Source organism: Timaviella obliquedivisa GSE-PSE-MK23-08B (assembly GCA_019358855.1).
Taxonomy (GTDB): domain Bacteria; phylum Cyanobacteriota; class Cyanobacteriia; order Elainellales; family Elainellaceae; genus Timaviella; species Timaviella obliquedivisa.
The window spans coordinates 637,683-660,882 of record JAHHII010000001.1; the positions used below are offsets into that span (position 1 = coordinate 637,683).

General features: G+C 48.8%; 28 protein-coding genes. 19 read left to right on the top strand and 9 right to left on the bottom strand.

Annotated features, from left to right (window positions below; translation table 11 throughout):
- Positions 1-113: 113 nt before the first annotated feature.
- Together KME11_03220 and KME11_03225 are read left to right on the top strand one after the other, a co-directional pair.
- The gene (locus KME11_03220; protein MBW4514218.1) at positions 114-1,244 is read left to right on the top strand and encodes a UDP-N-acetylglucosamine--LPS N-acetylglucosamine transferase; all 1,131 of its coding nucleotides are present in this window, start codon (positions 114-116) and stop codon (positions 1,242-1,244) included.
- 72 nt (positions 1,245-1,316) lie between these two features.
- On the top strand, positions 1,317-2,849 hold the full coding sequence (locus KME11_03225; GenBank protein ID MBW4514219.1) for a family 1 glycosylhydrolase: 1,533 nt from the start codon (positions 1,317-1,319) through the stop codon (positions 2,847-2,849).
- On the opposite strand, the gene KME11_03230 is transcribed toward KME11_03225, so the two are convergent.
- The 3 genes from KME11_03230 to KME11_03240 form a co-directional block, all read right to left on the bottom strand.
- Positions 2,846-3,601, bottom strand: coding sequence for a phosphoadenylyl-sulfate reductase (locus KME11_03230; protein MBW4514220.1), 756 nt, complete (start codon positions 3,599-3,601; stop codon positions 2,846-2,848). The genes KME11_03225 and KME11_03230 overlap by 4 nt on opposite strands.
- A gap of 267 nt (positions 3,602-3,868) precedes the next feature.
- Complete coding sequence (locus KME11_03235) at positions 3,869-4,012, bottom strand: hypothetical protein (GenBank protein ID MBW4514221.1); 144 nt, start codon at positions 4,010-4,012, stop codon at positions 3,869-3,871.
- 32 nt (positions 4,013-4,044) lie between these two features.
- Positions 4,045-5,451 (bottom strand): Rieske 2Fe-2S domain-containing protein, encoded by a 1,407-nt coding sequence (locus tag KME11_03240; protein ID MBW4514222.1) that lies wholly within the window; start codon positions 5,449-5,451, stop codon positions 4,045-4,047.
- 221 nt (positions 5,452-5,672) lie between these two features.
- Here KME11_03240 and rfbC point away from each other — a divergent pair, with 221 nt between their 5' ends.
- The 6 genes from rfbC to KME11_03270 all read left to right on the top strand — a co-directional run bounded on the left by rfbC (position 5,673) and on the right by KME11_03270 (position 11,158).
- Positions 5,673-6,218: a dTDP-4-dehydrorhamnose 3,5-epimerase gene (gene rfbC / locus KME11_03245; protein MBW4514223.1), complete on the top strand. Its 546-nt coding sequence runs from the start codon at positions 5,673-5,675 to the stop codon at positions 6,216-6,218.
- 157 nt (positions 6,219-6,375) lie between these two features.
- Positions 6,376-7,719 (top strand): nicotinate phosphoribosyltransferase, encoded by a 1,344-nt coding sequence (locus tag KME11_03250; GenBank protein MBW4514224.1) that lies wholly within the window; start codon positions 6,376-6,378, stop codon positions 7,717-7,719.
- A gap of 64 nt (positions 7,720-7,783) precedes the next feature.
- Positions 7,784-8,380 carry a nicotinate-nucleotide adenylyltransferase gene (locus KME11_03255; protein MBW4514225.1) on the top strand — a complete coding sequence of 199 codons (597 nt, stop codon included), beginning with the start codon at positions 7,784-7,786 and terminating at the stop codon, positions 8,378-8,380.
- Complete coding sequence (locus tag KME11_03260; protein ID MBW4514226.1) at positions 8,338-9,072, top strand: NUDIX hydrolase; 735 nt, start codon at positions 8,338-8,340, stop codon at positions 9,070-9,072. Before KME11_03255 ends, KME11_03260 begins: the two co-directional genes overlap by 43 nt.
- 9 nt (positions 9,073-9,081) lie before the next feature.
- The gene (locus tag KME11_03265) at positions 9,082-9,396 is read left to right on the top strand and encodes a nucleotidyltransferase family protein (GenBank protein ID MBW4514227.1); all 315 of its coding nucleotides are present in this window, start codon (positions 9,082-9,084) and stop codon (positions 9,394-9,396) included.
- Positions 9,397-9,484: 88 nt separating this feature from the next.
- Positions 9,485-11,158 carry an NAD+ synthase gene (locus tag KME11_03270; GenBank protein MBW4514228.1) on the top strand — a complete coding sequence of 558 codons (1,674 nt, stop codon included), beginning with the start codon at positions 9,485-9,487 and terminating at the stop codon, positions 11,156-11,158.
- Positions 11,159-11,498: 340 nt separating this feature from the next.
- Here KME11_03270 and KME11_03275 read toward each other — a convergent pair whose 3' ends face one another.
- The 3 genes from KME11_03275 to KME11_03285 form a co-directional block, all read right to left on the bottom strand.
- A complete protein-coding gene (locus tag KME11_03275) occupies positions 11,499-11,843 on the bottom strand; it encodes a carbon dioxide-concentrating mechanism protein CcmK (protein ID MBW4514229.1) in 345 nt (114 codons plus the stop codon).
- Positions 11,844-11,974: 131 nt separating this feature from the next.
- Complete coding sequence (locus tag KME11_03280) at positions 11,975-12,286, bottom strand: BMC domain-containing protein (protein MBW4514230.1); 312 nt, start codon at positions 12,284-12,286, stop codon at positions 11,975-11,977.
- A 75-nt stretch (positions 12,287-12,361) separates the two neighbouring features.
- Positions 12,362-12,784: a DUF1232 domain-containing protein gene (locus KME11_03285; protein MBW4514231.1), complete on the bottom strand. Its 423-nt coding sequence runs from the start codon at positions 12,782-12,784 to the stop codon at positions 12,362-12,364.
- A 254-nt stretch (positions 12,785-13,038) separates the two neighbouring features.
- Here KME11_03285 and KME11_03290 point away from each other — a divergent pair, with 254 nt between their 5' ends.
- The 4 genes from KME11_03290 (at position 13,039) to KME11_03305 (ending at position 15,007) form a co-directional block, all read left to right on the top strand.
- The gene (locus KME11_03290) at positions 13,039-13,386 is read left to right on the top strand and encodes a hypothetical protein (GenBank protein ID MBW4514232.1); all 348 of its coding nucleotides are present in this window, start codon (positions 13,039-13,041) and stop codon (positions 13,384-13,386) included.
- A gap of 180 nt (positions 13,387-13,566) precedes the next feature.
- A complete protein-coding gene (locus tag KME11_03295) occupies positions 13,567-13,707 on the top strand; it encodes a hypothetical protein (protein MBW4514233.1) in 141 nt (46 codons plus the stop codon).
- Positions 13,708-13,742: 35 nt separating this feature from the next.
- Positions 13,743-14,132, top strand: a complete 390-nt coding sequence (locus KME11_03300) for a tetratricopeptide repeat protein (GenBank protein MBW4514234.1) — start codon at positions 13,743-13,745, stop codon at positions 14,130-14,132.
- Positions 14,133-14,227: 95 nt separating this feature from the next.
- Positions 14,228-15,007, top strand: a complete 780-nt coding sequence (locus KME11_03305; GenBank protein MBW4514235.1) for a sulfite exporter TauE/SafE family protein — start codon at positions 14,228-14,230, stop codon at positions 15,005-15,007.
- 7 nt (positions 15,008-15,014) lie between these two features.
- Here KME11_03305 and def read toward each other — a convergent pair whose 3' ends face one another.
- Positions 15,015-15,554 carry a peptide deformylase gene (gene def / locus KME11_03310; GenBank protein ID MBW4514236.1) on the bottom strand — a complete coding sequence of 180 codons (540 nt, stop codon included), beginning with the start codon at positions 15,552-15,554 and terminating at the stop codon, positions 15,015-15,017.
- Positions 15,555-15,651: 97 nt separating this feature from the next.
- Between def and KME11_03315 the strand changes: the two genes are divergently transcribed.
- On the top strand, positions 15,652-16,299 hold the full coding sequence (locus KME11_03315) for a molybdenum cofactor guanylyltransferase (GenBank protein ID MBW4514237.1): 648 nt from the start codon (positions 15,652-15,654) through the stop codon (positions 16,297-16,299).
- A gap of 5 nt (positions 16,300-16,304) precedes the next feature.
- On the opposite strand, the gene KME11_03320 is transcribed toward KME11_03315, so the two are convergent.
- Entirely contained in the window at positions 16,305-16,814 is a 510-nt protein-coding gene (locus KME11_03320) for a hypothetical protein (GenBank protein ID MBW4514238.1), read from the bottom strand.
- Between the two features lie 41 nt (positions 16,815-16,855).
- Complete coding sequence (locus tag KME11_03325) at positions 16,856-17,608, bottom strand: hypothetical protein (protein MBW4514239.1); 753 nt, start codon at positions 17,606-17,608, stop codon at positions 16,856-16,858.
- 192 nt (positions 17,609-17,800) lie between these two features.
- Between KME11_03325 and KME11_03330 the strand changes: the two genes are divergently transcribed.
- The 6 genes from KME11_03330 to KME11_03355 all read left to right on the top strand — a co-directional run bounded on the left by KME11_03330 (position 17,801) and on the right by KME11_03355 (position 23,173).
- Positions 17,801-19,054, top strand: coding sequence for a 4-hydroxy-3-methylbut-2-enyl diphosphate reductase (locus KME11_03330; GenBank protein MBW4514240.1), 1,254 nt, complete (start codon positions 17,801-17,803; stop codon positions 19,052-19,054).
- 314 nt (positions 19,055-19,368) lie between these two features.
- On the top strand, positions 19,369-20,487 hold the full coding sequence (nuoH, locus tag KME11_03335; protein ID MBW4514241.1) for an NADH-quinone oxidoreductase subunit NuoH: 1,119 nt from the start codon (positions 19,369-19,371) through the stop codon (positions 20,485-20,487).
- An 83-nt stretch (positions 20,488-20,570) separates the two neighbouring features.
- Complete coding sequence (ndhI, locus tag KME11_03340) at positions 20,571-21,170, top strand: NAD(P)H-quinone oxidoreductase subunit I (protein MBW4514242.1); 600 nt, start codon at positions 20,571-20,573, stop codon at positions 21,168-21,170.
- 75 nt (positions 21,171-21,245) lie between these two features.
- On the top strand, positions 21,246-21,842 hold the full coding sequence (locus tag KME11_03345; GenBank protein ID MBW4514243.1) for an NADH-quinone oxidoreductase subunit J: 597 nt from the start codon (positions 21,246-21,248) through the stop codon (positions 21,840-21,842).
- A gap of 31 nt (positions 21,843-21,873) precedes the next feature.
- Complete coding sequence (nuoK, locus tag KME11_03350) at positions 21,874-22,179, top strand: NADH-quinone oxidoreductase subunit NuoK (protein MBW4514244.1); 306 nt, start codon at positions 21,874-21,876, stop codon at positions 22,177-22,179.
- A 76-nt stretch (positions 22,180-22,255) separates the two neighbouring features.
- Entirely contained in the window at positions 22,256-23,173 is a 918-nt protein-coding gene (locus tag KME11_03355) for an NAD(+) kinase (GenBank protein ID MBW4514245.1), read from the top strand.
- The last annotated feature ends 27 nt before the right edge of the window (positions 23,174-23,200 follow it).

Consider the following 23,200-nt stretch of genomic DNA (forward strand, 5'->3'; position numbering starts at 1 on the left):
CTAGCAGAGCATAAACAGAATCTGCCCTTGGTAAGATTAAGCAACGGTATACTATCGGGGTAATTAAGCTGTATCTTTCTAAAAATTTTTCACTCCATACCTCACCATCCCGTATGACACGAATCCTTATCCTCTATGCTTCACTGGGTTCAGGTCACGTTAGCGCCGCCAAAGCACTTTGCGAAGCCTTCAAATGCTTCTCTAATGTAGAAGTTCAGATAGAAGATGCTTTTGAATTCGCCAATCCTATCATTCGAGAAACCTTAACCAAAATCTACGAACGGTTAAGCGAAAATGCACCGCAGCTTTACCGCGTCATCTATGAAGGCAGCGATGTTAGCGACCTTGATGGGTCTAATAGCGACAACATGCTGTACGCCAAAATTGAGCGTCCCTTCCTACGAGATTTAGAGCGATTTGTTAAAAATAGCCAAGCCGATGCCATTATCTGTGTTCAGCAGATTCCTAGCCGACTGCTGCAACTTTTAGACCGTAAAGGCGAACTGCCTCAGCCCCACTATGTCGTCGTGACTGATGTTATGGCGCACAGCACCTGGCTTAATCCTGGCGTAAAAGGCTACTTCTTACCCAGCGATTTAACGGCTGAAGTACTCACCCAACGAGGGGTTGAACCATCTCTGATGCATGTTGTCGGCATTCCCGTCAAACTAGAAGTGACCGAGCCCAAAACAAAGGAAGAGATGCGGGTACGCCATGGCTTGCCTTTAGATGTGCCAGTCATTACTTTGTTTGGCGGCGGTTTACAGAATAAGCGCGTGCGTCTGATTGTCTCGAAGCTGTTAGAGAGCCATACTCCTAGCTCGTTGACTATAGTTGCCGGACGGAACGAAACCTTGCTGGAGTACTTGGCAGATTTAACAAGCGGTTCTCACATGAAACTCCGCAAACTTTCTACCATTAATTACGTGGATGATTTAGTAGTTGCCAGTGACTTAATTATTACTAAAGCAGGCGGCTTAATTACGAGCGAAGTACTGGCAAGAGGAACCCCCATGATTATTATTGATCCGTTTCCGGGTCAAGAGGAATGGAACGCAGATGCTATTTCGGCAATGGGGGCAGGTATTCAAATTCGGCTGCCGGGGATGGTGCCTCCGGCAGTAACGCATCTCTTGAATCATCCAGATCAGTTAGCATTTATGCGGCAACAGTCTGAAAAAATGGGACAGCCCCATGCAGCGCGTAAAATTGCTGAAACGATTTTGGGCAAGTTGCAGTCCTAAGATGCGTCCAAAGTTAGGATAATCTGTCCGTTCTATACAGTTCCTGTTTACCTCATTCCTGCATTAATACTTATGCAAACGAATTTTGACTGGTCGGAATCAACGGATCCTTTTCTTTGGGGAGTGGCGACATCGGGTTATCAAAGTGAAGGTGGATATAACGGATTAGGACAGCCGCAGAACAATTGGTCACTAAGTGAACAGCGGCGATCGGTGATGCCTGTGGGTAAAGCCGCCGATTTTTGGAATTGCTACTCAGAAGACTTTCAGAACTGTCGGGAGATGGGGCTGAATTCTTTTCGGCTGGGGTTGGAGTGGGCAAGAATTCAACCTACTACCGAGACTCATCCAGCGGCTCCACCTGCGTTTGATTGGGTGGCTTTGGATGAGTATGGCGATCGCCTTGCCGCTTGCTATCACCAGGGCTTAGAGCCATTAGTCACTCTCCATCACTTCACCCATCCTGCCTGGTTGGGGATCGATGCCTGGCTGTCCTCAGAAACCGTTGATCACTTCCTCACCTACGTTCGCACCACGGTTACCCATATCAACCGCCGCCTAACCGACCATCACCGCCTACCGCCAATTCACTGGTTCATCACTATCAACGAGCCGAATATGCTGGTGACCAGTAGTTACCTCAGCGGTCAGTTTCCTGCGGGTGCAGCACGGGGATTAGGGGTGATGTTGCGGGCATACAATCATCTTTTAACTGCCCATGTCCGGGCTCATCAATGTATTCATGATCTTTATGTGGCTGAGGGTTGGGCAACGCCCAAAGTGTCCCTCAACACCTATTGCAGCGATGTGTATTGGTCAGAAAAAGCGATTTGGGATTTGCTAAATTTGCCAGAACGCCACATTAAGCCCACTGAAGTACGGGAGTACATTCATGGTAAAGCGAGGGATTTGGAGTTAGCAATTCAAGCGGCAAATTTACCCTTTCGTCATAATTTGCCTTATCGAGCAGGACGATTGGCGCAATTTGTGACCGATTGGTTAGGCTATCGATATTTTGATACGAAGTGCTTTGAAACGTATTTACGGGCATTGAACGAGTCCGATCGCCCTTCTGTGTTTGATTATGTGGCGATCGATTATTATGATCCCTTCGTGGCGCATTCCTTCCGTATTCCTTCATTTGCAGATTTTGAGTTCAAAAACAAAAACTTCCGGGCTTGGTTAATGAGCGGCATCACGAGTAAGTGGTGGGACTGGCGCAGCTTGCCAGAAGGACTGCATTTTTTCTGCAAATACTATTCAGAAGATTTAGGCGATCGCCCCATTATGATTGCCGAGAACGGCATGGCGCTCCGTCGCAAGCCCGACAACAGCATTGCCACTCACCGCTCGGATCAGCTTCGGCGCAGCGATTTCCTCAAGCTTCACCTGCACCAAGTCAAGCGGCTACGGCAAGAGGGCGTGCCGCTAATTGGCTATATGCATTGGTCACTAACCGATAACTACGAATGGGGATCGTATACGCCTCGGTTTGGATTATTTAGCATTGACTTTGAACAGGGGACTAAGAGAATAGTAGAGGATTATTTGGGCGATCGTCCTTCAGAAACCTACGCCAAGTTGATCAAAGAATCGCGGATCTAGAGCAAGCTCGAATCTAAACTTTTCGACTCTTCCAAAGTCTGTGGCAAATGAATCCCACATTCTTGCTTAAGTCCATTAAAGCGAGTATCTCGATCGTTATCATCCAGTGCCGTCAGCGGGCGGCTAGAATGCCAGTCGCCTACTGTGACATAGCCCTCATCAAAGAGGGGATGATAGGGCAAATCATGCACTATTAGGTATTCATAAACGGCTTTTGAACTCCAATTCAGAATAGGCAAAATTTTGTAGAGTTCGCCTTGAAAACTCACAGGCTCTAGCGTTTTGCGGTGCTCGGTTTGATTACGACGCAACCCAGCCAGCCAAGCCGTGACCTGCAACTCTTGAAGCGCCCGTTGCATTGGCTCAACTTTGCGGAGTTGGTCGTAGCGATTAAAAGACTCTATATCTTCTGCCCAAAGCTTTCCCTGTAGGGCTTCCATGCGTGCTGGGCTGACAGGCGACTGATAGACCTTGAGATTGAGGTTGAGGCGTTGGGTTAATTCTTCAGCAAACACATAGGTAGTAGCAGGTAGGTAACCGGTATCTACCCAGATGACAGGAATTTGGGGCAAAACTTGGGTGACCATGTGCAGCATAACGGCTGAGTGAATGCCGAAACTGGTGCTCATTGCTAACCCTTCGCCAAAGGTTTCTACAGCCCATTTGACAATTTCGATCGCGTTGGCATGGGCAAACTGCTGGTTGATATCGTGAATATTGAATTTGGTTTGCTGTACTTGCAAGCTAGTCATTGAACTTTTTATCCAGATTTAAGTTAGCTGCACGGTCTTTGGCGTATCAGCAGCGTATCAGTTTTAAGCACTTTGAAACAACTGCTGCCTTAGCGAGAAACCTGTTGCTGACTGGGTTGCCGCTATTCGATACAAGTTAAAGACTGAGAATTGGAAAGCGATCGCTTTCCAGATTTACCTGGCTTTTGCTAGTTATTATCCTCGTGCGGTTGATTAATTTCCCAGTATCCTCCTAATTTATCATTCCTGACTATGATGAAACCCGTATTAGGGGCAGCGGGAAGGCACCTCTTGTGGGTATCTTGAACGAGGATGGCGATCGGGCGCGTGGCGGGGAGGGTTGGGCAGCTTCGCTGCGATCTGGGGAACTTCCCCCCATACCCCAGCATTGTAGGGGACTAACTCCCCCATGCCCCCCGAAAGGGTTTTGGGGTAGGGTGGCGTTATTTCTTGGATGGTTTTTCGGGGAGATTGCGGAGAGGGATAGATTTGCCTTGATAGAACTGAGATTCTAGTCTGCCTAAACTTAGCCAGGTGGCGGCGGCGGCGAATGGTATGAGCGTGATGAGAAACGGCAGGGTTAAGGTTAGAGAGGTCAGGAACAGGATGAGGGGAAGCAGGAACCAGGCGATCGCTCCTCCAATGACTGCTGCTTGCCTAATTTTTTTGATGTTGGCGAGTGCGCCTCGGCAGCTAGCGCAATGTTTGGTATGGGAATGGTAGCGATCGAGCAAATCTTCAGGTTCCATCCTGGTAGAGAGGGGTTCTCCTGGGAAAGGATCAGCCTCGAATTGGTTGACCCATTTGCGTAGCTCCGTCACAAATGCATCGGCTCTCGTGGGCAAGTAGAACGCTTTGGAAAACATCGTACTGCCTCCCTTTGCAGCTAAAGCACGCTCTTGGTAGTGCAGAAAAATTTGGTCGTCTTCCAAAATGTTGTTGTTGCGGAGATGGGAGTACCATTTCGGCGTTAGTTTGATGAAGAAACCTGGCAGTTTTGAGGAAAACTTGAAGGGAAATCGAGCAAATAGCCGACATTCGCCTTTACGAATGGGGGTGGCATAAACGACGGTCATCGTCCGACCAAATTGCTTGGAGGTCAGGTCGTGCCACATCAGGTTAGGGGCAATGAAGCGAGTGTGCTGTTGCCCTAGGGTGCCTTTGCGAGGACCTTCTGCCCAAAAGCCTGTAAAGCCTTGCTTGCTAGATTCCACGACCTCTAACTCTACTGGGGCAGCGTTGGAGCGATCGCCCACAGAGCGATGATGGGTAAAAGGAACATGGCTGGAGTCGAGAACATTCTCTAGCAGAGTCAGAGCATCGTAGGGTAAATCTCGAAAGGTGTTGAGGCAAACCCATTCCTCTGGCGTTTCCTCTAAAGCAGCAATGATAGGAATTTCCACGCGATCGCCATTTTCGGGTTGCCCCGCATACACAAATAACAAGCCTTGCCGTTCTGCCGTAGGCAATGAGGCAACACAAGCCCGTTTTGACTGGTGGGCAGCAGCTTCAGCGGTTTGCTGAGGAATGCGATCGCAACTACCATCTCCTTGAAAAGCCCAGCCATGATACGGGCATTCCAATAAGCCATCGGCAGCGATTCTGCCCTCAGAAAGGGGCGCTAAGCGATGAGGGCACTGATCTTCAAACACGCGCCAACAGTTTGCCTGACGATCCCACCAAATCACTAAATCTTGTTCTAACAGCGTGAACCGCGTCAACTGAGACTTATCTAAATCGGTAATATAATGAACCGGATACCAAGCTTCTTTGCAGTCAAACTGATCCGGATCGCTTCCCCCTGCGAATAACTCATCAATTTGACTTTGGAGGCGCTCTTCAATTTGCATTGCTAAAACTTGCCTGGATTGCAAAGGAATTCTTCACAAATCTTAACAAAATTTCGGCAACCTTTGGAGCTTTAGTTCTTCAATCTCTCCTGAATCTTTGTTAAACAGTCAGGTGGACAATCTTTCTCTAAAAGGCTATCTAGCGAAAGGTTCCTCGACCAACCCCTTGATTCAACGTAAAATTTTGACTGGTGAACTCCAGCAATTATTAGGAAAGATTCATGAACATCACCCCAACCGAAATTGCTGACGTTTTGATCCTCGAGCCTCGTGTTTTTGGTGACGATCGCGGTTTTTTCTTTGAAAGCTTTAATGAGCAGACTTTCAACGATAAGACCGCAGCGGGCGTGCATTTTGTCCAAGACAATCACTCTTGCTCTGCCCAAAACGTATTGCGCGGTTTGCATTACCAAATTCAGCAACCTCAGGGAAAGCTGGTGCGAGTTGTGGCAGGAGCGATTTTTGACGTAGCGGTGGATATTCGCAAAAGTTCTCCGACTTTTGGGCAATGGGTAAGTTGTATTTTAAGTGCCGAAAACAAAAAGCAACTGTGGGTTCCTGTGGGTTTTGCCCATGGTTTTGTGGCACTTTCTGACCAAACAGAAGTGCTGTATAAAACCACCGATTACTATGCACCTGCCCATGAACGCTGCATTGTGTGGAATGACCCAGACTTGGCGATCGCTTGGTCGATCGCTTCTACGCCAATCATTTCAGCAAAAGATCAAGTCGGAAAACCGTTTCAAGAGGCTGAAGTTTTTCCATAAATTTTCTAAATAGAAACTTCCTGATTAAATGAACAGGGCAAGCTATCCTCGCGGTGTCTGCAAAGCCGCGCATGTCTTTCTTACTATATTTACTAAAAATACTTGCATATTTTTGGTAAATGTAACTATAATTAGGCATCCCACACCTAACCCCACTATGGAAGCTCAAGCTATCTGTTTAGAAGACTACAGCTTGCTGACCGACCTCTATCAATTGACCATGGCGGCTTGCTATGTGGGCGAAGGCGTTGACCAACGACGCGCCAGCTTTGAGCTATTTGTCCGTCATTTGCCGCAGGATTTTGGTTATTTGGTAGCCATGGGGCTCTCTCAAGCTTTGGAGTATCTGGAGAACTTTCGGTTCACCGCTTCTCAAATTGCGGCACTTCAAGCCACTGGCATTTTTGAGCAAGCCCCGGCGCAGTTCTGGGAGATTTTAGCAGAAGGTCGATTTAGTGGCGATGTGTGGGCAGTGCCCGAAGGTACGGTTGTCTTTGCCAACGAACCCTTGCTGCGGATAGAAGCCCCGCTGTGGCAGGCGCAAATTGTGGAAACCTATCTGCTTAACACCCTCAACTATCAAACCCTCATTGCCACTCGTGCGGCTCGTTTGCGTGATGTTGCAGGGGAAACTGCCCAGCTTTTAGAATTTGGCACTCGTCGGGCATTTAGTCCCCAAGCCTCTCTGTGGGCTGCCCGAGCAGCGATCGCAGGCGGATTGGATGCAACCTCTAATGTGTTGGCAGCTTTGCAATTGGGTCGAAAACCCAGCGGTACAATGGCTCATGCCTTAGTGATGGCGTTGTCTGCTTTGGAAGGAAGTGAAGATGAGGCATTTGAAGCGTTTCACCGTTACTTTCCGGGGGCGGCACTCTTGATTGATACCTACGATGCGATCGCCGCTGCCCAAAGACTATCTCTACAAGTTCAAGCCAATCAAACAATTAATGCAGTCCGGCTAGATTCTGGCGATTTAGTTAGTCTTTCCCAACAAGTCCGTCAGCTTTTGCCCGACACCCTAATCTTTGCCAGTGGCGACTTAGATGAGCAAGAAATTGTTAGATTACAGGCAGAAGGTGCAACCTTTGATGGGTATGGGTTTGGCACTAAGTTGGTAACAGGAACGCCTGTCAATGGGGTTTATAAACTGGTTGAAATTGATGGTGTTCCGGTGATGAAAGGATCAAGTGGCAAAATGACTTATCCAGGGCGTAAGCAAATTTTTGAGGGAACAGAGCGTCGATTAGGGTTAATGAGCGAAGTATCCCAGCCCGGAGAGACAGAGCTATTGAAGCAAGTTGTGCAAGACGGACAGCGGTTATTGCCAGATGAAAGCTTGGAAGCGATCGCCCAGCGGACGCGAAACTCTGTGACGGTGCTGCCGCCAGCTATTCGGCGAGTCCAAGATCCTGACCTTTTTTCTGTCCAAATTTCTCCTTCACTTCAAACTCTAACAACTCAAACGCAGGCTCAAATCAAAAAAATGATCTCGCCGCCCTAATAGCGGTGAATGCGTTAACCTCCTGATTTTCTGGTTTCTTCCCATTTACCCATCTCTGACTTCCATGCCTACTATTGCTCTTTTTGGAACCAGCGCCGATCCTCCAACTGCGGGTCATCAGGCTATTCTGACTGGCTTAGCCCAGCAATTTGATGAGGTTGCAGTCTGGGCTGCCGATAATCCGTTTAAATCGCACCAAACGCCGCTAGAACATCGGGAACGCATGTTGCAGCTTTTGATTAATGAGTTGCCCCAAGATAATATTCATCTTTATGCCGAACTGAGCCATCCTAGAGCTTTAATTACGGTCGATCGGGCTCGACTCCAGTGGGCAAATGCAGAACTGACCCTGGTGGTTGGAGCAGACTTAGTAGCTCAACTGCCTAAGTGGTATCAAGTCGAAACGCTACTGCATCAAGTCAATTTGCTGGTGGTGCCTCGTCCAGGGTATGACCTCAGCGAGGCGGTGTTGACTCCTCTACGGCAAATGGGAGCAACAATAGCGATCGCCAATCTTTCTGCCCCCGCCGTCTCTTCCACCGCTTACCGAGAGGCTGGCAACCTCGAAGTCATCACACCGCCTGTCAAGGCATATATTCATCGAGAGCAACTGTACACATGCCAGCCAAAAAAAACGCTGACCCTACCCAGGCAGTCTTAGCAGATTTCAAAGTTGGCGTTGACAACGCCATTTTCTCAGTCGATATTGCCCTTAATCGCCTGCTAGTTCTGCTGGTCATGCGGCAAGAAGAACCCTTCTTAGGACATTGGTGCTTACCCGGAACCCTGGTACGGCAAGGCGAATCTTTAGAAAGCGCCGCTTATCGAATGTTGTCAGAGAAAATTAAGGTCGAAAATCTTTATCTAGAGCAGCTTTACACCTTTGGCGGACCTCACCGCGATCCTCGCGAGGCAAAAGATAGCTACGGTGTGCGGTATCTCTCGGTCAGCTACTTCGCCTTAGTGCGCTTTGCCGAAGCCGAACTGATTGCCGATGGCGTTTGCGGCATTGCTTGGTATCCGCTGAACCAACTGCCTAAGCTCGCCTTCGACCATGACAAAATTCTAGAATATGGCTATCGTCGCCTTCGCAATAAGCTAGAGTACAGCCCAGTTGCCTTTGATGTATTACCCGAACTCTTTACTCTCGGTGACTTATATCAGCTTTACACCACTGTTTTAGGCGAAAGCTTTTCCGACTATTCCAACTTTCGGGCACGGTTGCTGAAGCTAGGGTTTCTCTATGACACCAAAGTTAAAGTGACGCGCGGAGCCGGAAGACCTGCCAGTTTATATCGCTTTGATGCAGAAGCATTTGCACCGTTTAAAGATAAGCCGTTGGTATTTATTTAACAGAAATTCATGGACATTCAGGAATTATTACAGGAAAAGCGCGAGGAGATTTTGGCGCCCCTTGCGGTATCTGCAAAGCAGCACGCTGCCAAGCATGGAGCCTACAATGTGCGCGTTTTTGGCTCCGTGGCACGAGGCGAGGCGAAGGAAGCGAGTGATATAGATTTCTTAGTCGATGTGGGTCAACGTCATAGTTCTTGGTTCCTCGTAGGACTCAAGTTAGATCTCCAGGATTTGTTAGAACGAGATGTCGATGTTGCAACTGAAAATGCCCTTCACGTTCTTATTCGTGAACGAGTTTTAAATGAAGCCGTACCTCAATGAAAGATGACCGATTGAACATTGCATACATCGCTGAGTGTATTCGGAAGATTTAACTCTTTGAAGTAATTTCTCAGAATTCAGGAACCTTATGAAAATAGCGATCGCCCAACTTAATCCCACCATTGGCGACCTGACTGGCAACGCCCAGAAAATCCTGGCTGCGGCCCAACAAGCTGCGGCTAAAGGCGCACGGTTGATGCTTACGCCCGAACTCGTCCTTTGTGGCTACCCGCCCAAAGATTTGCTCTTAAAACCTGCATTTGTCGAGGCAATGGCAACAACACTGGCGCAATTGGCACGCGATTTACCGCCCACATTAGCTGTGCTAGTCGGCACAGTAGAACCCAATGTGCGATCGCCCCAAACTGGCGAAAAGCCCTTGTTCAACAGTACCTCACTGCTTGAAGGCGGCAAAGTCCAACAAATCTTTCACAAGCGTCTTCTCCCCACTTACGATGTTTTTGATGAAGACCGCTACTTTGCATCGGGGCAAGATAGTAACGTTTTTCTGATCAAGTTTGCTTCTCAAGATGTGCGTGTGGGTGTCACTATCTGCGAAGACATTTGGAACGACGAAGGCTTTTGGGGCAAACGAAATTATCAAACCGATCCGATCGCCGATCTAGCAAACCAAGGCGTAGATTTAATTGTTAATCTTTCTGCCTCACCCTACAGCGTGGGTAAACAGCAGTTCCGAGAAGCCATGCTCCGCCACGCTTCTGTTTACTATCAGCAAGCAATTTTGTACGCGAATCAGGTTGGTGGTAATGACGACTTAATTTTTGATGGCAACAGCTTTGGCGTTAACCGCCAAGGCGAAATAGTTTGTCGCGGCAAAGCTTTTGATACCGATCTGGTAATCGTCGATTACAACTTGGAGACACAAGATTTTACCGGGACAACGCAAACTCAACCCCAAAATGAAGATGCCGAAATTTGGAATGCTCTGGTGCTAGGGCTGCGTGACTATGTGCGCAAATGCGGTTTTTCTAAGGTGGTACTGGGGTTGAGCGGAGGGATTGATTCGGCGCTGGTAGCCGCGATCGCTGCTGCTGCCGTTGGAGCCGAAAACGTTTTAGGGATTCTCATGCCTTCTCCCTATAGCTCTGATCACTCGGTCAAAGATGCCTTAGATCTCGCTAATAATCTCGGCATTCAAACCCAAAAGTTACCGATTGGCGATCTGATGAAAACCTACGATCAAACGTTTTCTGAACTCTTTGCAAACACAGAGTTTGGAATTGCAGAAGAAAACCTTCAGTCACGGATTCGGGGAAACTTATTGATGGCAATCTCTAACAAGTTTGGACACTTATTGGTTTCTACAGGGAACAAGTCAGAGATGGCAGTGGGATACTGTACCTTATATGGCGATATGAATGGAGGATTAGCGGCGATCGCCGATGTTCCTAAAACTCGCGTCTATTCTATTTGTGAGTGGCTAAACCGCCACACCGAAATTATCCCTACCCATATTCTCACCAAACCTCCTAGCGCTGAACTCAAACCTGGACAAGTTGATCAAGACTCTTTGCCTCCCTACGATATTTTGGACAACATTCTCGACCAATTCATCTTAGAGCACAAGTCTCCTGCCGAAATCATTGCTTCTGGACACAACTCTGGCACCGTAGAGCGCGTAACAAAACTAGTCACCCGTGCCGAGTTTAAACGGAAGCAAGCTGCACCAGGGCTAAAGGTCACCGATCGCGCTTTTGGTACAGGATGGCGGATGCCCATTGCGAGTAAGCAGGTGTTGTAAGCCAAGCACCTACCAAAACTAGCAGCAGCTATAGCCTAGAAATGGGCTTAACGGCTTAGGCTATGGCGATCGCCCAGCTTAGGCAGTCTCTTTTCTTACAATTTGTTTTCTTGCATAAGGCGTATCTCGAAAAAAATGGAGGCTTTTGACCTCCATCTTTTTTCAATGCTTTAGAACGACCAAGAGAGTTGCGTGAAAATAAAACCCCAGTGGGATGCATTAACTTTCCAGTCCCCCAAATCGCCCATTCCGGGAGACTTCCGAACCTTTCAAAGTCTTCTAGAATGGAGGATTGAGGGGGCGATTCAGGGCGTTATTTAATTGCAACTCTCCAACAGAACTATCTCTGGCTAGGCAAGCTGCGAGGCGATTCTACAGATTCCCGGAACCGTTCAACAGCATCGGTATAGGCGATCGGCAGCACTGCCTCCACATTTTCATGAGGGCGAGGAATAATGACCCAAGACTCTAACACTCCGCCATAAGCCTTTTCTACAGCATCAACCCCTGCTGCCATTGAGTTCTTAACCTCAGAAACATCCCCCCGAATAACGACAGCAAACCGAGCACTACCGCACCGCAAATGCCCCACCAGGGTCACCCGACCCGCTTTAACCATTGCATCTGCGGCTGCAAGGACTCCAGGGAAACCTTTCGTTTCAAGTACTCCGACTGCGACAGGCATCGCTATCTCCTAAGATAATTAATTCGTATGTGGTGAAGCCACCCATCATTGTACGGGCGTTTCCCTTAGTTTTATCTATTAAAACGATTTGTTCTACTTAAGGGTAAGATGAGCCAGATTCGCCTATGGGCTTACATCCATCGGAATTCCTCGCTGGTTTCGGTATATTGCAGCGGCAACACCTCAATGACGTTTTCAGGCGGATTTGGCACGATGTAATGAGTCACAAGCTTGCCGTTGGGAGGCGTTTCTGCTGCTGCGATGCCTGCCGCCATAGCGGGTTTAACCTCAGAAATAGGGCCGCGAATTGCCACAACTTGTTCGCCGCTCTCAGCAATGTCGTAATACACAATCACAACTCGACCTGCCTTAACCATGGCATCGGCGGCTGCCAGCACTGACGGAAAACTAAGTGTTTCAATAACACCGACTGCATCTGGCATGGTTATTAAATCCCTGGGCTAATTCATTTCTCTTAAATCCTACTATCGAACTGCTATTACAGGATTCGATATGACTTATTCAATGTCAATTACCCGAATTGGATCGTTTTCTTGAGGAGTGCTGCGCGCTGCTTCCCAGATACCGCTAGGGTCGCTAGATTGCTGTGCCCCAAACCAACTATCAACGGTTTGTTTGGCAGAAGCTTTAACTTCCGGGGTAATGCTCATAGTCACAGTACCCAAAGCCATAACCAGGGTTCCTAAGTCATCGGCATAGCCTGATAACGGAATAAAGTCAGGAATTGCGTCAGTCGGCAAAATAAAATAGGCAAGCGCCGAATAAATCACAGTTTTCGCCCAAAGCGGCGTTTCAGGGCGTTGAGCCGTAAAAAATAAAACTAGGGCTTTCTCAACCACTTCTCTGCCTGCGTAGGTAGCAAAGTCCCTAATTTTCTGCCAAAAATTTTGCTCCGAGAACTCTCCTGAATTATTCGCCATAGCTCGCCGCCTTTTGTAAATTACCATCCTTAATTTAGCGTAGGGCAAAGCCTGTGGGTGGCTGGATTAGAGACGGATTTTGAGAAAAAAGCGATCGGATTGCCCTACCTATCCTCAGTTTTCTCAGTAAACGATTAAGAGTTTCTCAGCTTTGGTTCACAGGAAACTCAGGGGCAGGCGCGATTCTATATATCAAGCGAAAGAAACGCAGAACACGCTACTGACAACTCAAGTTCCCCAAAGGATTTAACACCATGAAACGTATCATTCTTGCTGGCTTAACCATTCTCACCCTAGCGGCGGCGGCTTCACCCGCTAGTGCTCTCAGTCCCCGTTTTAGAGATGCCCATCGGATGCACAACGATGTTGCAGGCAAGGCATTTACCCCAGCGTTATCCACAGAAGCAAATCTAAATCAACGGTTCAGAGAGGCACGGGATGCCCATCGCAATAACAAGCTCAACCCGCGATTTGAAGAGGCACGGGATGCCCACCGCAATAACAAACTTAATCCGCGATTTGAAGAGGCACGGGATGCCCACCGTAATAACAAACTCAACCCTCGGTTTAAGGCAGCCCGCGATCGCAACGTCTACAACTAAGAGGATGTCTGAAGAAGTATCAAAGATTCTCACACTCGCCCCCCAACCCCCCATTTTGGGGACTTCCGAGCCACTCCTTCTTCAAAGTCCCCCAAAATGGGGGATTTAGGGGGCGGATTGGATAGCAACCTAGACTTCTCAGACAACTTCTAAGCGATCAATTAAGTAAGTGATAAGTAAGTGAGCAATTCTCCTCAAGCTCCTATTAATCGCCTCCTTGTCGGGGGCTTTTTGATTTGTGTAGACGCAACCAGTGAGCGCCGATCGCTTTTTGTAGAGAAATCCTCCCCACACGTTCTTGCTGACTATCTTCACAATTAAAAAAAGCTACGAAGAAAAGTCACAAAAATTTCATCATGAACGATCAAAACAGTTCAGAGTTTTGGGATATGCACGGCTGTAAACTGTGTGAGCAGGAAGATTATCAAGAGGCAATTGTGTCTTTTGACCGAGCGATCGCCCTCAATCCTCAGTACTGCAAATCTTGGAGCAATCGCGCCAATGCCCTCTGTGCCCTAAAGCGCTACGCCGAAGCATTGGATTCCTACGATCGAGCAGTCACCCTACAGCCGCACTATCATCAGGCTTGGTTCAACCGAGGGTTATTGCTGTCAGAAATGATGGCGTATGGCAATGCGATCGAGTCCTATGACCGAGCGATCGCGCTTCACCCCGACCCGCTCTACATTCACGCCAAAGCCGAAATTGGACTGAAGCGAAAGTTAATTGCTTTTGATGCGCCCTAAAAACGCGACCGGCCTTCAGAATCCCTGCTGAAGCCGTAAGATGCTAGGTAGCGTTTACAGCCAGTGAAATAATGCTAGAAACCCCTGTGGGTTGGATGCTGCTGTGGGTTCTAGGAACTTTTACGGGGACATTATCAGGTTTGCTAGGCATTGGAGGCGGCTTGCTGATGGTGCCTATTCTAACGATGTTCGGCGTGCCTTTGGTAGAAGCGACGGCAACCAGCTTAGTCGGAGTCTTCCTTAGCTCGGTTTCGGGGAGTATCCGGAATTTGAGCATGAGGGAGTTGCACTGGCAAGTCTCGCTAGTGTTGGCAGCATTTGGCGTTTTTACGGCGCAAGCAGGGGCTTGGTTGGGCGATCGCGTTCCTGACCAATGGCTTTCTATTGCCTTCGCCGGACTGCTGCTGCTCACCATCTATTTAATAAATTTGCGGCAATCTCTTAAGAATCGGCAGGTTGCAACCAGTGCCCAGCCAGAAACGGTGGGCAGACCTGTGCCATCGCCCCCAATTCGGTTTACCCCCACGGCTGGCATTGGTCTTTTAGTCGGCTTGCTCTCTGGACTGTTTGGGGTTGGGGGTGGGCTGGTCATGGTGCCGTTACAAATGTTGTTGTTGAATGAACCGATCAAGTCGGCGGTGCGGACAAGCTTGGGCGCCATTGTGGCGATCGCCATTTCGGCTTTGGCACAGCACGCTTTGAACGGAAATGTTTTGTGGATACCGGGGTTATGTTTGGGATTAGGTGGAATGATTGGGGCACAGATTGGGACTCGATTGTTGCCGAAGCTTACTGACCAAACCGTGGGTTGGATGTTTCGCTGGACGTTGATGATCTTGGCGGCTTACATGGTTGTTAGAGTTCTATTTCGCTAAAACTCACTCAAGAGCCAACCTGCTCGATCGCAATGCGTTTGAGATATTCCTGGTCAGTCACAATATCCAGATTAGTTTCCAGGCGATCGAGAAAAACCATGCCGTTCAGATGGTCAAGTTCGTGCTGAAAGATGCGGGCAACAAACTCAGTAAGATGTTGCTGTTGAAGTTTGCCTTGACGATCGCAATACTCAACAGCGATCGCGCGATGTCGGGGCACCAAACCCCGAATTCCAGGCACACTTAAACAGCCCTCCCAGTCTTTAAGGATTTCATCAGAAGCAGTAATAATGCGTGGGTTGATCATCACAGTCGGCTGCATTTCTGGCGCGTTTGGATAGCGAGGATTGGGGCGCGAGGCAACAATGAATAAACGATAGGATGCAGCAACTTGAGGAGCAGCAATACCAACACCGTTAGACTGAAGAAGAGTTTCCATGAGGCTGTCAATGAGGGCTTGAATCGGCTCATTGAGGCGATCGACAGGCTGAGCAATCTGGCGAAGAACAGGATTGCCGACTTGCGAAACTTCTAGTAACTCAGCCATGATGACTCCCAGGATGACAACAAAATCTAAACTGAGCCTAGCTTATCAAGCTGTAACCTGCCCGCTCCTATAACCTGCCCGCTCTTAAGCATCTGCCATGGACCACTCACTCAAGACTCAACTCAGTGCCCTAGTTTTAGCAGGTGGACTAAGCTCTCGGATGGGACGAGACAAGGCGTTAATTGAAGTCGATCAAGTCCCGTTGCTTTGGAAAATTTGTCAAATTGCTCTGCAATGCGCTGACTCGGTTTATGTGGTAACGCCCTGGATTGAGCGGTATCGGGCAGTAGTCGATCGCCAGGTTCAGTTCATTCAAGAAGTACCACTGTCGAATCAGCCGGATGAGCCAAACGGAGCATTGGTGGGATTTGTGCAGGGCTTGGCAACCGTGCAGACAGAGTGGGTACTGCTGCTAGCTTGCGATTTGCCAGGACTCCGGGAAGAAGTACTGCAAGATTGGGCAGCCAAAGTATTAAACGCAGAAGGCGCGCGCTGCGAAGCAGGTACTGCAAGGGTCGCTATGTTGCCAAAAAACCCTGATGGCTACTGGGAGCCGCTATGTGGGTTCTATCGCCAAGACTGTTTGCCCAGTTTAAAAGCCTACGTCGCGAAGGGAGAGCGATCGTTCCAAGGCTGGATCGCTCAACAGCCCATCCAAGCTGTTCAGGAGCTTTTGACTAGCGATCGCCAACTGCTGCTGAACTGCAACACACCCGAAGACCTACAAACTTTTCGTACAAAGTAAATCCTCTATCGCCGTCCCAGCCATTGCCGCAACCGAATCCGGTTAGCCACATAGAGAGAAAACTGATAATGTTCTGCCAACAGCCAACTCACCATTAGCAAATGAATGCCAAACGTGCAGCCCACCCAAACGCCGGGAAACCAAGCCCACATACTTCCGGGTAAAGGCGGAAATAGATAGGAACAGAGCCAAACAATCGCAGCAGGCAAGGTCACCAAAACGATCGCCACCATCCAAACAATCATAGTCAAGCTTGGATCATCCCGATAAGCTGACTGCCAACTTCGCCCATTCCAGCGCCAGGTCATCGGTTGAGAACTATCTACCACCTGCACCGATTGGTTGCTTAAATTTGCTGTAAAAATGTGCCGACAAAAATTACAGGCAAACGCATCCATCAACGTAATTCCCTCGATCTGTCCATGGCGACAGATTGGACACAGATACGTATCGTAATAGCTGAGACTTTGGGACTCGCTGTGGACAACAGGGGTAGCTTTGGGACTGAGATGCATAGACTCACCAGAGGGCTTAGTACAGGCTTAAAATTAGAGGCTTAAAGGGTTCCTAAGCTACCCGAACCCACGGGTTTAATAAATTCGGCACCATCTTGTTCTAGCACCACTACGGGTTCTGCGCCTTGCATCTCAATCCGCTTGACTAAAACCTTGCCATTTGCTAGGTAGTCGCCCACAACCGCAGAGCGGCTGGTCGTTTCGTTGGGAACTTGAACAATGACGCTGGTTTGGCTTCCGGCTTGGACTACGCCGCTGACCGCGATCGCTTGCGCCAGAGCCAGGGTAGGTGCAGATGGGACGGACGCAGGCAAATCGGCTGGAGGCATCACTGACGGTGCTGAGGCAGGCACAGTAGACCCTGGCACAACAGATCCTGGCACAGTAGTTGCCGGAACCGTGACCGTGGGCAACGAAGCAGCTTGCTGGACAGTGGCGGCACTAGAGGGTGAAACGCTAGGAGCGATCGGGATAACCATTGGAGTTGATGGAACCGCAGAAGGTCTGGCTGCAACAGGATTTTGCTTAATGACAACGGTCGGAGTCAAGGGTAAAGCTGAAAAAGGATCAGGGCGACCGCCAATGCTTCCTGCTGTGGGCAGCGCACCGACTGGCGGAATCAGCGAAGGAACGGGCAGTGCTGAAGGGCGGACGGGCAATAGGCTGGATGTAGCACTCAATGAAACTGGAGGCTTCACTGTTAGCTGCTCCCCAGTTCCTAAGCTTGTTTTAAGACCACAGGCTGTCATCAACCCAGCGACCCCAACGCAACTCAATATTAAAAGCTTGCTCATCCTGATCTGCTCCTTAAACCATATTCTCAGGGATAGTCCTGAATTTGCCATGCGATACCAAATGATAAACATCTTGAAACAGATCGGCTTATCAAGTTTGAAAAGAAAATTAAACAGATGATGTTTTGGTAGGCTAAACACAGAACCTCGATTCTGGACTCTCTCCGAAATCTAAAATCCGAAACAGACCCCATGGATACAAAAGCATTTAAGCGATCGCTCAATAGTTCCGAAAACTATCACCGCAAAGGGTTTGGGCACGAAGCCGAAGTTTCAGGACAAATGCAATCGGAATATCAAAGCGACCTGATTCAGCACATTCGAGACAGTCAATACATGCTCAAGCAGGGCAACGTTACCATCCGCCTTGCCGAAGCCTTTGGATTTTGCTGGGGCGTAGAACGCGCAGTGGCAATGGCATACGAAACTCGTCAACATTTTCCCACCGATCGCATTTGGATCACCAATGAAATTATTCATAATCCGTCTGTGAACCAGCGGCTCAAAGACATGAACGTCGGCTTTATTACGGTTAAAGAAGGTCAAAAAGATTTCTCAGTGGTCAACCCAGGCGATGTCGTGATTTTGCCTGCCTTCGGAGCCAGCGTTCAAGAAATGCAGATCCTCAACGATCAGCGCTGCACGATCGTAGATACGACCTGCCCCTGGGTGTCTAAGGTCTGGAACACTGTAGAGAAGCATAAAAAAAATAGTTACACCTCGATCATTCACGGTCAGTACAAACATGAAGAAACGGTTGCTACTAGCTCTTTTGCTGGAACTTACTTAATTGTTCTTAATCTGGAACAAGCGCAGTATGTTGCCGACTACATTTTGAACGGGGGCGACCCTTGCGGTAACGGCAAAGCCGATCGCCAGGAGTTTCTCACTCGGTTCAGCCGAGCCTACTCCGAAGGTTTCGACCCCGATCGCGATTTAACTGCCATTGGCATTGCCAACCAGACCACCATGCTCAAAGGCGAAACCGAGCAAATTGGCAAGCTGTTTGAACACACCATGCTGAAAAAATACGGCCCTACTCAAATCAATCAGCACTTCCTTAGCTTCAACACCATTTGCGATGCCACCCAAGAGCGGCAAGATGCCATGTTTGAATTAGTGGAGGAAAAGCTGGATTTGATGGTGGTCATCGGCGGCTACAACTCATCCAACACGACCCATTTGCAAGAAATTGCCGTTGAGCGCAATATTCCTTCCTATCACATTGACAGCGGCGATCGCATCGACTCGCACAACCGCATTGAACACAAGCTGCTTCATGGCGATTTGCAAATGAAAGAAGACTGGTTGCCCGATGGCGAGATTGTGGTCGGGGTCACCTCTGGCGCTTCAACTCCTGATAAAGTAGTGGCAACCGTGATTGAGAAAATATTTGCGCTGAAAGGAGTCACCTCTTCCGGGCATCTCGAACACGCTAGTCTCTAAGATTTTTCTAATCTATTGCATTGCGATCGCTCTATAGATCGCAGCTAGATCTAGGTTAATTTCCTCAAAAACCATAGACTTACGACAGATCTACAGCCCAAATTAACGACGGCTTATCAGAAACAATAGAATTTCTTGTCCTGACGGTTACAGCAGAAAAAACAGGCAACGGTATACTATGGCTGGAGGATTGGTGAGAGATCCTTACTCTAGTTCGTCAAGAAACGCTGACCTAGGAAACGCGAGTCAGAGCGGACTATGGTTAAACCCCGTGGCACTCACTGCGGCAACTTTTGTAGCGCTTACCAGAAAACATGAACTCAGGAATCGATTTACAAGCAAGTTTCGTAGAACTCCTGTCGGGGCTAGGACTATCCGCCGAGGTTGCAAAAGCCGTCTGGCTGCCCCTACCCATGCTCCTCATCGTGGCAGCAGTCACGGTTTTAGCGCTCGTTTCGACTTGGTTAGAACGAAAAATTTCTGCTGCTGCTCAACAGCGGATTGGTCCCGAATTTGCGGGGCCTTTGGGGATATTAATTCCCGCTGCAGACGTGATCAAGCTGCTGTTTAAAGAAGACATGTCGGTTGCAAAAGCTGATCCCTGGTTATTTGCGATCGCACCCTTCCTTGTCTTTACCCCCATTTTTCTGTCCTACATCATCGTCCCCTTCGGGCAAAACCTGATCATTACTGACTTGGGGATGGGCGTGTTTATGTGGATTTCTCTCTCCAGCATTGCCCCTATCGGGCTACTGATGGCAGGTTATTCTTCTAACAATAAATACTCCCTTTTAGGCGGGCTACGGGCTGCGGCACAGTCTATCAGCTACGAAATCCCCCTCTCCTTATCGGTGTTAGCAGTCGTCATGATGTCCAACTCCCTCAGCACCATCGACATTGTTAACCAGCAAGCCAGCTACGGCATCCTCAGTTGGAACATCTGGCGGCAACCTGTTGGCTTCATCATCTTTTGGATTGCAGCCCTAGCTGAATGCGAACGTATTCCCTTTGATCTTCCCGAAGCTGAAGAAGAGCTAGTTGCAGGCTACCAAACTGAGTACAGTTCGGTTAAGTTCATGCTGTTCTACGCAGGCTCCTACGCAAACCTTGTCCTCTCTGCCCTGCTGGTCGCTATCTTGTACTTAGGCGGCTGGGAATCTCCTATCCCAGTTAGCGGACTCGCCAATTTGCTCAACGTCAGCGAGACAACTCCCTGGCTGCAACTCATCACAGCCAGCCTTGGCATTGTGATGACCCTCTTCAAGGCTTACCTGATGGTGTTCATCGCCATCTTGTTGCGCTGGACTGTTCCCCGTGTGCGAATTGACCAATTGTTAGACTTAGGCTGGAAGTTCCTTCTACCCGTGTCTCTCGTCAACCTCCTGCTAACCGCAGCCCTCAAACTCACCTTCCCTGTGGCATTTGGGGGCTAATGTTCAGGATTGGGACTGCCTCAGACCAAGCAAGCTGATTTAATGCTGATTTAATTAAGAAGACAGAGAGAGAACCTAAGATGCTGAAGTTTCTAAAGCAGGTCACTGATTACACCAAAGAAGCAGTTCAAGCTGCAAAGTACATTGGTCAAGGCTTGTCTGTTACCTTCGACCATATGCAGCGCCGCCCCATCACCGTCCAATATCCCTACGAAAAGCTGGTTCCTTCTGAACGCTTCCGAGGACGAATTCACTTTGAGTTTGACAAGTGCATTTCCTGCGAAGTCTGCGTACGCGTCTGCCCAATTAACCTGCCCGTCGTCGATTGGGAGTTCAATAAAGAGACTAAAAAGAAAAAGCTCAATCACTACAGCATTGATTTTGGAGTCTGCATTTTTTGTGGCAACTGCGTTGAGTACTGCCCTACCAACTGCCTCTCCATGACCGAGGAATACGAACTTTCGACCTACGATCGCCACGAACTTAACTACGACAACGTTGCTCTCGGACGGTTGCCTGTTAACGTCATGAGTGCCGACCCAATGATTACGCCTCTGCGCGAACTGGTTTACCTCCCTAAAGGTGTGCTCGATCCTCATGATCTTCCTGCCAACTCTCGTCGTCCGGGCAAGCTGCCTGCCGAGATTCTTGAAGAAATGGAAAACGCCGAGGCTCAAAAGTAAGCCCTGTCGAAAAATCAGGCAAAGCTCAATGCTGACCTGAGCGGCTCTGTAACTTAAACCGAATTGAGGATGGACATGAATTTAGCGGATGGAGTTCAACTAGTCTCGTTCATAGTGCTAACAGTCATGATGCTGGGAGGCGCTTTGGGCGTAGTCTTACTGTCGAATATTGTCTACTCGGCGTTTTTGCTGGCATTAGTGTTCATTAGTATGTCGGGGCTTTATATTTTGCTGAATGCTGCCTTTGTCGCAGCAGCACAAATTCTGGTTTATGTAGGAGCCGTCAATGTCTTGATTCTGTTTGGAATCATGTTGGTCAATAAGCGCCAAGACTTTACTGAAGTGCCCAAAGCTTGGATTAGCAAAGCTTCAACCGCTGCGGTCTGCCTTGGGCTTTTTGCCTTGCTTAGCACGATGGTAGTCACAACACCCTGGGCAATCTCTGCGGTTACCCCTATTGGCGATGGCGCGATCGTGGCGATCGGCAAACACTTCTTCACGGATTTTCTTTTACCCTTCGAGTTAGTCTCGGTGCTGTTATTAATCGCCATGGTTGGAGCGATCATTATTGCCCGTCGCGACTTGCTGCCCAATGAAATCGCTGGAGACGAGCAGCCTGCCCTAACTCTCCCTGAGCGCCCCAGGGAATTGGTTTCGGGTAGCCAAAAATAATTTTATAAACGAGTATTTAGAGCAAACTATGCTGCAACTTCAATATTTTCTCATCATTGCTGCTGCCCTCTTCTGCGTGGGCATCTATGGTTTAGTCACGAGCCGCAATGCCATTCGGGTGTTGATGTCAATTGAGCTATTGCTTAACTCCGTCAACCTCAACTTAATGGCATTCTCTAATTTTCTTGACCCAGAAGGAATTCGAGGACAGGTATTCGCGGTTTTTGTCATTACCATTGCAGCGGCAGAAGCAGCCGTGGGATTGGCGATCGTTCTGTCGATTTACCGCAATCGAGGCACAGTAGATATGGAGCAATTTAACTTGCTGAAGTGGTAGGCGCTCAATCTTCTATTTTTGGGTTTTAGAGTGAATCTAAAATTCAAAGCTCAATATTCTTCTTATCGTTGCCATTGTGCGTTTAGATCAGGTCATCATTATTCACAAGGCGGGCGATGCGCTGAGCAAACGCTGCGCTGAACAGTATGCTCACGAGCTAGAAAAGCGCAATTGCAAAGTTCTTCTAGGGCCTAGCGGTCCGAAGGATAACCCTTTCCCCGTCTTTTTAGCCTCTGTACACGCAATTGACCTGGCGCTAGTTTTGGGTGGTGATGGGACGACGCTTTCGGCGGCGCGGCATTTAGCACCTGAAGGCATTCCCATTTTGGCGGTTAACGTGGGTGGGCATCTGGGGTTTTTAACAGAGCCTTCTGATGAACTTCAAGACTCTGAGGCAGTTTGGGATCGACTATTGGAGGATCGGTTTGCTGTGCAGCAGCGAATGATGTTGCAGGCAAGGGCGTTTGAGGGCAGTCGATCGAACCTGGAACCCATGAGCGATCGCTACCTGGCTCTCAATGAAATGTGTGTCAAACCTGCCTCCGCCGATCGCATGATCACTTCCATCCTTGAAATGGAAATTGATGGAGAAGTGGTCGATCAGTACCAGGGCGATGGGCTGCTGGTGGCAACTCCCACTGGCTCTACCTGTTACACCCTGGCGGCAAAAGGCCCGATCGTCCACCCTGGCATGGATGCCATTATTGTCACTCCCATTTGCGCCCTCAGCCTTTCCAGCCGCCCGATCGTTCTGCCTGCGGGTTCCGTTGTCAGCATTTGGCCTCTAGCCGATCGAGAACTGACCACTAAGCTGTGGATGGATGGCGTTCTTGGCACTTCTATTTGGCCGGGTCAGCGGGTCGATATTCGCATGGCAGACCGCCCTGCCGAGTTTATCGTCCTTCGCCAGAGCCACTCGTACTACCAAACACTTCGAGAAAAATTGCAGTGGGCTGGAGCATTAGTTCGGTACGATAATAATCATCGAAATTAATTGCAATACTTTGCACGTCTTATGCTA